This window comes from Pantoea sp. UBA5035 (assembly GCF_002415245.1).
GTDB classification, from domain to species: domain Bacteria; phylum Pseudomonadota; class Gammaproteobacteria; order Enterobacterales; family Enterobacteriaceae; genus Pantoea; species Pantoea septica.
Genome location: NZ_DICD01000015.1, coordinates 196,475 through 208,969, shown reverse-complemented (window position 1 = coordinate 208,969; position 12,495 = coordinate 196,475). Strand labels below are relative to the sequence as shown.

11 protein-coding genes are annotated in these 12,495 nt (G+C 62.9%); 7 read left to right on the top strand and 4 right to left on the bottom strand.

The window, feature by feature from the left end; genetic code table 11:
* Positions 1 to 7 precede the first annotated feature (7 nt).
* From B3229_RS12430 to B3229_RS12415, 4 genes are all read right to left on the bottom strand, one after another.
* Positions 8 to 793: an ABC transporter ATP-binding protein gene (locus B3229_RS12430; protein WP_286871103.1), complete on the bottom strand. Its 786-nt coding sequence runs from the start codon at positions 791 to 793 to the stop codon at positions 8 to 10.
* A 9-nt stretch (positions 794 to 802) separates the two neighbouring features.
* Positions 803 to 1,669 carry a nitrate ABC transporter permease gene (gene ntrB, locus B3229_RS12425; protein ID WP_048785309.1) on the bottom strand — a complete coding sequence of 289 codons (867 nt, stop codon included), beginning with the start codon at positions 1,667 to 1,669 and terminating at the stop codon, positions 803 to 805.
* A gap of 11 nt (positions 1,670 to 1,680) precedes the next feature.
* A complete protein-coding gene (locus tag B3229_RS12420; protein WP_286871101.1) occupies positions 1,681 to 2,931 on the bottom strand; it encodes a CmpA/NrtA family ABC transporter substrate-binding protein in 1,251 nt (416 codons plus the stop codon).
* Between the two features lie 270 nt (positions 2,932 to 3,201).
* The gene (locus B3229_RS12415; protein WP_286871098.1) at positions 3,202 to 4,431 is read right to left on the bottom strand and encodes a nitrate regulatory protein; all 1,230 of its coding nucleotides are present in this window, start codon (positions 4,429 to 4,431) and stop codon (positions 3,202 to 3,204) included.
* A 498-nt stretch (positions 4,432 to 4,929) separates the two neighbouring features.
* Between B3229_RS12415 and B3229_RS12410 the strand changes: the two genes are divergently transcribed.
* From B3229_RS12410 to B3229_RS12380, 7 genes are all read left to right on the top strand, one after another.
* Positions 4,930 to 5,424 (top strand): SH3 domain-containing protein, encoded by a 495-nt coding sequence (locus B3229_RS12410; RefSeq protein ID WP_179944743.1) that lies wholly within the window; start codon positions 4,930 to 4,932, stop codon positions 5,422 to 5,424.
* A gap of 85 nt (positions 5,425 to 5,509) precedes the next feature.
* The gene (icmH, locus tag B3229_RS12405; RefSeq protein WP_048785316.1) at positions 5,510 to 6,727 is read left to right on the top strand and encodes a type IVB secretion system protein IcmH/DotU; all 1,218 of its coding nucleotides are present in this window, start codon (positions 5,510 to 5,512) and stop codon (positions 6,725 to 6,727) included.
* Positions 6,727 to 8,841: a type VI secretion system membrane subunit TssM gene (gene tssM, locus B3229_RS12400; RefSeq protein WP_286871095.1), complete on the top strand. Its 2,115-nt coding sequence runs from the start codon at positions 6,727 to 6,729 to the stop codon at positions 8,839 to 8,841. The genes icmH and tssM overlap by 1 nt, the downstream gene beginning before the upstream one ends.
* Before the next feature lie 13 nt (positions 8,842 to 8,854).
* Positions 8,855 to 9,553 carry a type VI secretion system-associated protein TagF gene (gene tagF, locus B3229_RS12395; protein WP_286871093.1) on the top strand — a complete coding sequence of 233 codons (699 nt, stop codon included), beginning with the start codon at positions 8,855 to 8,857 and terminating at the stop codon, positions 9,551 to 9,553.
* 36 nt (positions 9,554 to 9,589) lie between these two features.
* Positions 9,590 to 10,717, top strand: a complete 1,128-nt coding sequence (gene tagH / locus B3229_RS12390) for a type VI secretion system-associated FHA domain protein TagH (protein ID WP_286871091.1) — start codon at positions 9,590 to 9,592, stop codon at positions 10,715 to 10,717.
* On the top strand, positions 10,714 to 11,490 hold the full coding sequence (locus B3229_RS12385) for a PP2C family protein-serine/threonine phosphatase (RefSeq protein WP_048784233.1): 777 nt from the start codon (positions 10,714 to 10,716) through the stop codon (positions 11,488 to 11,490). The genes tagH and B3229_RS12385 overlap by 4 nt, the downstream gene beginning before the upstream one ends.
* 16 nt (positions 11,491 to 11,506) lie before the next feature.
* Positions 11,507 to 12,460 (top strand): hypothetical protein, encoded by a 954-nt coding sequence (locus B3229_RS12380; protein ID WP_033789732.1) that lies wholly within the window; start codon positions 11,507 to 11,509, stop codon positions 12,458 to 12,460.
* The last annotated feature ends 35 nt before the right edge of the window (positions 12,461 to 12,495 follow it).

Genomic DNA, 12,495 nt, shown 5'->3' with positions numbered 1-12,495 from the left:
CGGCTCCTCAGGCTGCGGTCTGTTTTTCATAGAGAAAGTGCAGGATCTGCTGGCGCAGCTGGTGGTAACGCGCCTCATCCGCCAGCGCGACCCGCGAGCGCGGCCGGGCGAGATCGATGGTCAGGATTTCGCCCACCTTCGCCGCCGGGCCGTTGGTCATCATCAGCACCCGGTCGGAGAGCAGCACCGCCTCGTCGACGTCGTGGGTGATCAGCACGATGGTGGTGTTCAGCTCCTGCTGGATGCGCATGACGCTGTCCTGCAGGTGCGCGCGCGTCAGGGCGTAGAGCGCGCCGAACGGCTCGTCGAGCAGCAGCACGCGCGGCTTCATCGCCAGCGCGCGCGCAATGCCGACGCGCTGCTTCATGCCGCCGGAGATCTCGCCGGGGCGTTTGTGCATCGCATGGCTCATCTGCACCCGGTTCAGGTTGTGCTCAATCCACTCCGCCATCTCCGCGTTGCTCATGCGGCCTTTAAACACCTGCCGCACCGCCAGCTCAACGTTCTGCCAGGCGGTCAGCCAGGGCAGCAGCGAGTGGTTCTGAAACACCACCGCGCGCTCCGGGCCCGGCCCGGCGATTTCGCGGTTGTCGCACAGCAGTACGCCGCTGCTCGGCGCGGTGAGCCCGGCGATCAGATTGAGCAGCGTCGATTTGCCGCAGCCAGAGTGGCCGATCAGACTTAAGGTCTCTCCTTCGTGAATGTCGAACGAGACGTTATCCAGGGCGAGAAAGTCGCCGCCCGCGGTGGTGAAACGCTGGCTGACCTGCTGAACGCGAATAATCGGTGACATAGCGGCTCCTTATTTATCCCAGCTAAAACGGCGGGCCAGCAGCATCAGGCCCTGCTCCAGCAACAGCCCCACCACGCCGATAATCAGAATGGCGATGAGGATGTTCTCGACGTTGAGGTTGTTCCACTCGTTCCAGATCCAGAAGCCGATGCCGAGGCCGCCGGTGAGCATTTCAGCGGCGACGATCACCAGCCAGGCGATGCCGATCGAGAGGCGCACGCCGGTGAGCACCGCCGGCAACACGGCGGGAAACAGGATGCGGCGCATCACCGTCCACTCTGAAAGCTGCAGCACGCGCGCCACGTTCAGATAGTCCTGCGGGATGCGCTGCACCCCTTCGGCGGTGTTGATCACCATCGGCCAGATCGAGCAGATAAAAATGGTCCAGCTGGAGGCGGGTTCAGCGCGCTGGAACAGCAGCAGGCCGATCGGCAGCCAGGCGAGCGGACTGACAGGACGCAGCAGCGCGATAATCGGGCTGAACATGCGCGACACAAAGGTGAAGCGCCCGAGCAGAAACCCGGCGGGGATGCCCACCAGCGCCGCCAGGCCAAAGCCGACGGCGACGCGCTGCAGCGAGGCGAGCACGTTCCAGCCAATGCCCTGGTCGTTCGGTCCGGCGTTATAGAAGGGATCGGCGAACAGCGTCAGCGCCGCCTGCCAGGTGGCGTACGGCGTCGGGAAGCCGCTGCTCCACAGCGCGGCAATCTGCCACACCAGCAGCATCAGCAGCAGGCCACACAGCGCCGGAATGAGCCGCTGCATCAGCGGTCGCAGGCGCGGCGGACGGACCGCGCTTTTCGGTTTCAGGTTAAGGGTGACGACGGTGCCGGGTTCAACGGCGGCTGGGGCGCCGATCTGCGCAACTTTTTTCATCTCTGCCTCTCTTAGCGTTTCAGGGCGAAGCCGGCAGCGTAAGCGGCAGGATCGCTGCCGTCCCACACTTTGCCGTCCATCAGGGTGCTGCTGCGCAGTTCGCCTGGCGGCAGCGCGACGTTGCCGACGGCGCTCGCCGCCTGCTTGTAGATGTCGATGCGGTTGATCTGCCGCGCCACCGCCAGATAGTCGGGATCGGCGCTGAGCATGCCCCAGCGCTTCATCTGCGTCAGGAACCACATGCCGTCGGAGAGCCAGGGAAAGCTCACCGCGCCGTCGCCAAAGAAGCGCATGGCGTGCGCGTCCTGCCAGCTTTTGCCGAGGCCGTTCTGGTACTGGCCGAGCATGCGGCCCTCCAGCGTCTCAACTTTGGTGTTGATCCAGGCGCGCTGCGCCAGCACGGCGGCGGTTTCGCGTCGGTTGTCGTCGGAGGCGTCGATCCAGCGCGCCGCCTCGAGCACCGCCGCGGTCAGCGCGCGAGCGCTATTGGGGTTGCTTTTCACCCACTCGGCGCGGGTGGCGAGGATCTTTTCGGGATGATCCGGCCAGATCTGCTGCGAGGTGGCGGCGGTGAAGCCGATGTTGTCGCTGATGGCGCGCTGGTTCCACGGCTCGCCGACGCAGAAGCCGCTCATATTGCCGATCTTCATGTTCATCACCATCTGCGGCGGCGGCACCACCAGGGTGCGGACGTCGTCGAAGGGGTGAATGCCCGCGCTGGCGAGCCAGTAGTAGAGCCACATAGCGTGGGTGCTGGTGGGAAAGGTATGGGCGAAGGTGAAGGCGCCTTTCGGCTGCGCCGCCACCGCCTGCTTCAGGCTGGCGGCGTCGGTCACGCCCTGCGCCTTAAGCTGGCTGGAGAGTGTAATCGCCTGGCCGTTGTTGTTGAGCGTCATCAGGTTGGCCATGTCGTGCTGCGGCCCCGCCACGCCCAGCTGTAGGCCGTAGATCATGCCGTAGAGCGCGTGGGCGGCGTCCAGCTCGCCGGAGGTGAGCTTGTCGCGCACCGCCGCCCAGCTCGCCTCTTTACTCGGCTGCAGCGTCAGGCCGTATTTTTTATCGAAGCCCTTCACCGCCGCCATCACCACCGGCGCGCAGTCGGTGAGCGGGATAAAGCCGACGCGCAGGCTCGCCTTCTCCGGCGCGTCGGAACCGGCGGCCCAGACGGCGTTGCGCAGTCCCGGCAGCAGATATGCGCCGCCAGCGGCGGCGCCGGCGAGTAACAACTTGCGCCGTGAGGCGGAAAAAGAGGAGTGGCTCATCGCTCGCTTCCTGAAAAAAGAGAATAAAAAAAGGCGTCCGACCGACATGCTTGCGCATGCGGATGGACGCCTTTATCCAAAGCACTGTTTCGCCGCCGTTGGCGAAAGAAGTGCGAATTCCCTAAAAGTACAGCAAGGAGCGTGCCAGGTCAGGAAGTCCGCGCCGGCGCGGCTTTCGGCGCGGTGAAACGGAACGGATGCACTTTGCTAACGCAGCCTGCGCACAGCGGTTGTGCATCTACCTCTGGAGAGGTAGCCGTGCCGCGCATCTCACTGCGGCGCGGGCGGCTGCGCCATCGCGGCCACCGCCAGCACCGCCTGAGCGATGTCAATAATGCGTTTATTCTGGTTCATGGCGCTTTTGCGCAGCGCCTGCCACGCCGCCTGTTCGCCGTAGCCGTGCTGCTGCATCAGCCAGGCCTTGGCCTGATCGATCACCCGTCGCTCCTCTAAGGTAGCGCGCATGGTCGCCAGCTCATCCGCCTGACGCTGCAGACGCTGCGCCTGCTCGCGCACCAGCGACAGAACCGAGCGGCCAAGCTGATGCGCCAGGCCGTCGCTGTGCAGCCGGGTCTGCTCTTCCGGCAGCCAGTCGGCGCCGGCGATATAGAGGCTGAAGCTCTGATCCGCTGCCAGGGCGGGCTGCGCGGCTTCGCTCTGCGCCGCCTGAATCGCCTGGCGGCAGCGCGTCATCAGCGTAGCGGTAAGGTGATCCTCCAGCTTTTTCATCTGATCGATGCGGGCGCTAAGCAGCGAGAACCAGCGCAGCGTGCCCGCCTCCTCTTCCTGGCCGAGCGTGCAGGCGATGCGCCGCAGCCGCTCCACTTCCCGGCTGGCGGACGCCAGCGGACGCCAGCGGGCCAGCGCGTCGGCGTCGGCAAACTGGCTGAAGGTGGCGAAACTCTGCTCCTGCGCCGCGATCAGCGCCACCATGCGCTGACGCTGCTCTTCGCTGAAGCGGCCAGCGGCGAAGCCTGCCGATCCGGTGGCGCGCTCCTGCCCCACCAGCTCTTTGCCCTGCATAAAGCTGAACAGCGCAATCAGCGCGCGGGAAATATCGGGATGGCTGGCGGTATCCGCCGCTTCGAACACCAGGTTCAGCAGGGTGCGGATGACCTGGTTGAACGCCTGCATCGCCTGCGTCTGATCGCGCTCGCCCGCCAGCATCTGCGCGCGCAGGCCTGGCAGCGCCGCCAGCGCCTGCAGCGCGGCGGCGATCAGATTGCAGAAGCGGCTGTCGCCGGGATGGGCGGCAGCGGGCGGCAGCGCCTGGGTAAAGCGTCGGATCGCCGCGCTCACCTCGCCCTCGCGCGCCAGACGCTCCTGGGCAAACAGCCGCCCCTGCGAGCAGATCCAGATATTGCTGGCACCACGCTCGCGCTGAAGCTGATGGATCAATTCGCTCAGCGCCGCAATCAGCTGGCCGGTGTGCAGCAGCCGTTGCAGGCTGGCGATGTCGCTGTCGCGCGATGCCTGGAGGTATGCCAGCGCGTCGGTCATGGTGATCACCTTTTGCTCAGAGTCGCCTTATTTGGGCAAAACGAAGCAAAAGCCGTGCCGGTTTATAGAAAAAGTGCGATCGCCCTCACCCGTATATTCTGAAAATAACAGGCGCGAAAGAGGAAGCGCAGAAGGCGCAGGCGGCTGAAGCAATTAAAAAAATTTAATAATTTCCCATTCCCGGTGGCCCATGACAAAATAGCCTGCTTCATAATTCATCACGTTACGTCATTCATTCGTAAATTTCGTTTAACTGAACTACCCAGCGACCTTTTTCGGCATCTTTGCGCACCGCGCGCCAGGCTGGCTAGCATGGCTTTAGCGACAGCGCAATGGTTTGAAATCTCAAAAGTCTTAGGTAGACTGGATGCAGTACTATCCTGATGTAATTTGTCTGTTTTTTTAGCTGATGCTGTGAAGGCATGATGCAGGTTGCGGGTCGTCACCAGCGTGACGATGGCGACGTATTATGCAGTTACTCTGATGAAATCGAGGAACATGGTGAAAAAGAGTCTTGCGTTAATGCTGCTGGCGACATTGACCCTGGCGGGCTGTAAAGCGCCGCCGCCGTCTGTCACCGATGACACGCTGGTCACCAGCGAAGTCAATGGCGTTAAATTAGTGCATCGTCATGCGGTCGCCGCGCCTGCCGAATTTACCCCGGTTAATGAAACCTGGCGCGCGCTCTATGCGGCGTCGGTGATGACCACGCCCGATTACGGCGGCAAAGTGGTGCGTTATCTTGAAACCGGCAAGCCGTTCGAAGTGCTGGGCAGCGTCGAAAACCACTGGCTGGCGATCGCCGACCAGGCTGACGGCCCGCTGATCGGCTATGTTCCGCTGAAAGCGGGCGTGGAGAGCAGCCGCTACGACGCCACGCTGCGCAGCGATCGCCCGCGGCCGCGCGGTAAGAATAAGCAGGTCTGCGTCGATGTCGGCGGCGCCAGCAAAGCGTGCCGCACCAACGATACCGCGACCTGGATCTTAGACTGATAATGAAATCCGGCGCATATTGCCAGTTTGTCATCCCTGAGCTCGCCACTCAGGGATCTGTTCTTGTCTGGAAGAATCCCCGTTAATGACTCAGGAATCGCAGGCCGCAGAGGCGAACGCCTCGGGCAACGATAATCTTTTACTGCAGGCTGCGGCGCCGCTGCTGAACGCCGTGGTGCAGCTTCGCCAGGCGGTGACGCACGACGATCCCGCTGGCCTGCGTCAGTCGCTGATTGATGAAATCCGCCAGTTCGAGCAGCGCTGCAAGCAGGCGGGACTGCCGTTCGAGATGATTATCGGCGCGCGCTACTGCCTGTGCAGCGCGCTGGACGAAGCCGCGGCGCAAACTCCGTGGGGCACGCGCGGCGTCTGGTCCGGCAACGGCATGCTGGTTACCTTTCACAACGAAAGCTGGGGCGGCGAAAAATTTTTCCAGCTGCTGTCGCGCATTTCGCAGAGCCCGACCCAGCACCTCTGGCTGCTGGAGGTGGTGCACTACTGCCTGCTGCTCGGCTACGAAGGCCGCTATCGCGGCAGCGACAGCGGACGCGTGCAGTGCGATGCCATTCGCAAGCGTCTCGCGAAGCTGATCGAGGAGACGCGCCAGCCGCAAAGCGAGAGCGCTAAACCGCTGGTCGAGGTGCATCCGCTGGTCAGCAGCATCTCGCGCCCGATGATCCCGCTCTGGGCCTGCGCTACTGTCGCCGCGCTGCTCGCCTGCCTGCTCTACAGCGCGCTGAACTGGCGGCTCGGCAACGACGCCGAACCGCTGCTGCGCGCCATTTATCAGACGCCGCTGCCGCAGATCACCGTCGGGCGCCGTCCCTCTTCGCCGCAGGCGCTGCTCGATTTGCGCCAGCGTCTTAACGACGTTATCGCCGCCGGCCAGCTTGAAGTCAGCGACGGCGCGTTCGGCAGCAAGGTGATTATTCCCGCCGACAAGCTTTTCGCCGAACAGGGCACCGCCATCAATCCGGTGGGCCGCGCCTTGCTGGCCCGCGTCGCCACGGCGATGAAAAACGTCAAAGGCACGGTGCTGGTATCAGTCTTTACCGACAATCGCCCGGTGGACAATAGCCGCTTCGCCTCCAGCTATGAATTCTCGTTCGCCCGCGCCCGCGCCGTTACTCAGCTGCTGCAGTCGCAGCTTGCCGACGGCCATGCGATCCGCTCTGAAGGACGCGGCGACAGCGACCCCCTGCTGCCCAACGACAGCAACGAAAACCGCACTCGCAACCGCCGCGTCGAAATTACGCTGTTCGCCGCGCCGGAAACGCTCAGTAATCATCAGGGAACCCAGTAATGCGCGCATCCTTACGCCCTGCTCTCACCCATCGCCTGCTGTGGAGCTTTATCGGCGTGACGGCGCTGAGCTGTCTCGTCTGGATCCTCGGTCCGTTCTGGAGCTGGGGAGAGACCCGCCCGCTGGAGCAGGCGCTGCCGCGCCAGCTGACCGTGGGCCTGCTTTTTTTCATCTGGATTTTGTTTCAGTTTATCCCTTCGCTCTATCGCGCCTGGTTCAACAGCAAGCTGCTCAATAACCTGCAGCAGGCGGGCGCGGAGGATCTTTCCGATCGCCAGGCGACCGAGGAGCTGCTCACCCAGCGCTTTAGCGAGGCGGTGATGCAGCTGAAACGCATGCCCCTTAGCCGCAAAAGCAACAGCCGCTGGCTGGCGCGCATGCAGTCGAGCTATCTCTATCAGCTGCCGTGGTATCTGGTGATCGGCGCGCCCGGCGCGGGCAAAACCACCGCGCTGCTCAACGCCGGACTCGACTTTCCCCTGACCGACAGCGTCGGCAAGACCGCGATTCGCGGCGTAGGCGGTACCCGCCACTGCGACTGGTGGTTTACCGACCAGGCGGTGCTGATCGACACCGCCGGACGCTATACCCTGCAGGAGAGCCAGCGCGCGCGCGACGCTGGCGAGTGGCACAGCTTTATCAATTTGCTGAAGCGCTACCGCACGCGCCAGCCGATCAACGGCGTAATCATGACCCTCAGCGTCGCGGATCTGCTGAGCGAATCGGCCGAGGCGCGCTATGCCCAGGCGAGCGCCATGCGCAACCGCCTGAGCGAGCTGCACCAGCAGACCGGCATTCACTTTCCGGTCTACGTCATGGTGACCAAAACCGATCTGCTGAAAGGCTTTATGGGCTATTTCGGCGCGCTGGAGAAGCGCCAGCGCGACGCCATCTGGGGCTTTACCTTTCCCTGGGAGCCGGGCAAGCCGCATAAAGATGACTGGCACCGCAGCTTTAATCAGCAGTTCCACCGACTGGAGCAGCAGCTTCAGCAGCAGCTCAGCCACAAGATGGCGCAGGAGCGCGATCTCGGCCAGCGCGCCGACTGTTTCCTCTTTCCGCAGGAGTTCGCCTCGCTGCGCCCGCTGCTGAGCGAGTATCTCGACGTGGTTTTCTCTGACCAGCAGGAGTCGATCGCCTGGAGCGCCCGCGGGCTCTTCTTTACCAGCGGCACCCAGGAAGGTCTGCCCTTCGACCGCATTATGGGCGAGCTGAGCCGCAAGCTGCAGCTGCCGCAGGCGGCCGGTCAGACCATCGCCGCCTGGGACAGCGTCAACCGCAACAGCCCGATCCCTGGCAACAAGGGACAGAGCTTTTTTATCCGCGATCTGCTCAGCGACCTGGTGTTCCGCGAAAGCGGCCTTGCCGGCAGCAACCGCCACTGGGAGCACCGCAACCAGCTGTTCCACTGGATTGGCTACGGCGTGCTGGCGGGCGCGCTAACCATCGCCTCGGGACTCTGGCTGATCAGCTTTTTCCAGAACCAGCGCTACCTCAGCCAGGTGGCGGAGCGCGTGCCGGTTATCGCCACCCAGAGCCAGCAGGTGATCCATCAGCCGGCGGATAATATTTTTGATCTGCTTCCCTTTTTGAACAACCTGGTGAAACTGCCGCTCTCTGACCACTTTTCGCTGGATAATCCGCCGGTTACCATGCGCGCCGGGCTTTATCGCGGCACCCAGGTCAGCGATGCCGCCTGGGCGCTTTATCAAAATGCGCTAAAGTCTTTGCTATTACCGCGCGTCGCGCAGCAGATCACTAACCTGCTGCGAAACGACAAGGGCGACGACAATGAGTACAGCCGTAATGCGCTGCGCGCCTATCAGATGCTCTATCAGCCGCGCAACTACGACGGCGAATTTTTACGCGCCTGGCTGATGCAGAATTTGCAGCGCTCGCTGCCTGAAAACGTCAGCGCGCGCGACCTGCAGCAGCTCGACTGGCACCTCAGCCAGCTGCTGGATCAGCAGATTCAGTCTTCGCCTTATGCGCGCGACAATGCGCTGATGATGCGCAAGCTTGCGGAAAATCTTAAAAATGCGGGTCGCGAAGGCAGCGCGCTGGCCGTGACGCCGGCGGCGGACGCGCAGCGATTGACCGCGCATAGCGAGTAATGATGAGGTGAGTATGGCTGCGATCGTCGCCCCCGGCTGGTACGGGAAGCTCCCCTCAACCGGCGATTTCCTTCATCACCGGTTGAGCGAGAAACATATCGCGCCCTGGACCCACTGGTTTCAGCAGGGGCTGATGCACTGGCACAGTCAGGAGCAGGCGGCCACCAGCTGGTTTTTGCAGGCGCCGGTATGGAACTTCGTTCTGCCGATCACGCCGGGCGTGCAGCAGGTGCAGATGGGCTGCCTGATGCCCTCATGCGATCGCGTGGGCCGCGCCTGGCCGCTGCTGGCGCTGCGCACCTTTCCGCTCAGCCAGTGGCATCCGGCGCAGCTCGCGATTTCCGGCGACTGGTTTCAGGACTTAGGCGCCACGCTCTATCAGGCGGTGCAGGTGCAGATTGCTCCGGCCCAGCTGGAGCAGCAGATGCAGGCGCTGCCGCCGCTGATGGTGCCGGAGAAGCAGCGTTCCGACATTATGGACGTTATCGGCTTTAGCGACCTGCCCTGCACCCTGAGCTGGCGCGAGGTGGCGGACCGCTTCGATCCCCAGCAGCATATCAGCTACTGGTGGACCAACCGCTGCGACGGCTTCGCCCATGCGACCCACAAGCACAGCGGCAACCTGACGGCGCAACTGTTTTTATTACTTTTTAACCCGGCGGCAGGTACTCAGCCGGGACGTAACGGCCTCTATCCGCCAATGTTCGAATAACGGCCTTGCGTTTGCCCATCAGACACGGGATGACTCATGCAATTTACCATTGTGCAGTGCAATACGGATGTTCCGGTAAAAACCGTGGCGTTTCAGCCGCCCGGCGGCACCATCGGCCGTAGCCAGGATAACGATCTGGTATTGCCGGACGAATCGCGCGCTATTTCGCGCTTGCAGGCGCTGGTGCACCTTTCCGCCGACGGCGAGTGCCGCCTGACTAACCAAGGCAGCGTGACCGCGGTGGTGCACAACGGCGTCGCGCTCGAACGGGGAATGCAGGTTCAGCTGCGCCATGGGGACGCGCTGCAAATTGGCGAATATCAGCTTGCCGTGCAGGATCCGGCGCGCGCCGACGCGGCGAAGGACGATCCGCTGGCGCTGTTCGCCAGCGAGCTGCAGCTGGAGGGCGATCCGCTGGGCATGTTTGAGGTCGAATCCACGGAGAGCGTTCTCTCTGCGCCGCCTGCTGCGTCGCGCCACAGCGACGCGCGGCTGGCGATCGATCCGCAAAAGAGCGAGGCGCCGCGTCCGACCGGCATCGCTTTACAGGATCAGGAGAAGCTGATCGCCGCACTGCTGGAGGGGATGGGGCTGAATAACGGCCACGCCACGCCGATCGACGAAGAGCAGATGCGCGTCACGGGACGGATGCTGAGCCTCTTCTCGCAGGGCACGGTCGCGCTGCTGTCGTCGCGTCAGATCCTGAAGCGCGGCGTCAAGGCGGATATGACCATGATCCTCAACGAGGCGAACAATCCCTTTAAGATCCTGCCCTCCGGCAAAACCGTGCTGATGCAGATGTACCAGAGCCAGATGCCCGGCTTTATGCCGCCTGAGCAGGCGGTGCGCGACGCGCTGGTGGATCTGCAGGCGCATCAGCTCGGCATGATCGCCGGTATTCGCGCCATTATCGCCGCTATGCTGCAGTCGTTTAACCCGCAGCGTCTGGAAGAGCAGGCGCGCAGCGAGGGCGTGCTGCCTAAACTCCCCTTCTCCGTCGCCCGAAAAGCCGCGCTCTGGGACTACTTTACGCGTAACTATCAGCGCACCGCCGGCGAAATCGAAGATGACTTCCACACCCTGTTCGGCGAAGCCTTTCTGCACGCCTATGATGTGGAAGTAAACCAGTACAAAGATTCGCAGACCCGGACGGACGACGCATGAAGATTGTATTTGCCAGCCGCTGCCAGCAGGGGCTGCGCGATGAAAACCAGGACCGCACCGGCGCGGAAATCACCGACGAGAAAGCCTGCTTTGTGGTTTGCGACGGCGTAGCGGGCCTTGCAGGCGGCGATCGCGCCGCGCAGCTGGTGCGCGATACCCTGCTCGCCGATCTGCGCGACCAGCCGCGGCTGACGCCGGAAAACACGCACGCGGCGATTGAGCGCTGCCGCGCGGCGCTGCGCGAGGCACAGACGCAACAGCCCGGTTTCTCCCGCATGAGCACCACGCTGGCGGCCCTGTTTATCGATCGCCCGCAGCGGCGCGCCTGGTGGGCGCACGCCGGCGACAGCCGGGTGTACCACTTTCGCCATGGCACCCTGTTCGACGTCACGCGCGATCACAGTCTGGCGCAGCAGTTAAAGGATGCGGGCTATGAAAATACCGGCATTAACAGTAATTTACTCTATAATGCGCTCGGCGCGGATCCGGCGCGTCCGGTGACCTTCTCCGCCGAGCTGGCGCTGGAGGATGGCGACGCCTTTCTGGTCTGCACCGACGGATTCTGGCTTAACCTGACGGCCAGAGAGATGGAGCAGGCGCTACGCATGGTGAACGCCTGCGAAGAGTGGCTGGCGCTGATGGAAAAAGCGGTCAGCCGCAGCGTGAAAAAGGATAATCTCAGCGCGCTCTCTGTATGGATCGGCGAACCTCAGGACGCCACGTTGCTTTATTCTGCGGCGGATTCGGCACGTTTTCTGCCGCCCCGCGACTGATATACCAAGGATCCTTATGAAATTGTGGTTGTCCGGCATTGCGACCTTGCTTATCGCTTTCAGCGCGCAGGCCGAAGATTATCGCGTGGTTTACTCTCCCAGCCTGGCGCTGGAGGTTTTTATCGACGGCGTAAAAAGCAAAGCGCCCGACGACTGGTGCAAAGAGTCGCTGCCGCTGCGCATCGTTTCGGGCAAAAGCACCGATTCCGCCGTGCTGACGACTTTTTTGCCGCGCGTCGGCACGCTGCTGGCCAACCAGTGCGGCACGCTGGATGAGCTGCCCTGGCAGATGACCAACAAAGAGGGCGGCGTGCTGGCCAGCGGTAGCGCCAGCAAGCTGCAAAACTGGCGGCCGATCGTGATGGCCGACGCGACCGCCAGCGCCAGCGCCGCCAACGCGGCGCCGCTCGACCTGTCGCGTCCGGCCAACAGCGCGCCGCTGCAGCATTTCGATCTGCCCGGCGGCTGCCGCTTCCGCACCTCGTGGGACGCCGACGGCCAGTCGCTGTTTATTCCCGACGTCGCGCAGGCGCAGTGCCCGCACGACGGCTGGCTGGAAGGCAAAAGCGCGTTAATCTTAGCAAGCAAGGGCAAAAACACGCCTCTGCCGGTCACCTTCTATCAGGGCTACCCTATCGCGAACCTGCAAATCTCCGGCAACTCGCTGCAGGTAGTGGCCGCGAATAAAGAGCGCATGATCGTGACGCGCGCCGATGCCGCGGACAGCTGGCTGGTGCTGCCTTTCGACGAGGCGAGCCACGTCTGGCGCTTTAACGGCGCGCTGCTGGTGAAAATGGATAAAAATACGGCGCAGCAGGATCCGGACGCCGTGAAATCGCGGGTGGAAACGTTGCGTGGTCTTTGGGGACCGCAGTTTATGCCACAGCAAAAAGTGAATGTGTTACTGATCGACACCCTGCACGCCGATCTGGTTGATCCGGCGATAGGTGCGTGGCGTAACATCAATTAATTACAGCGCAGCCTGGCTGCCAGGCGGTGTTCAGA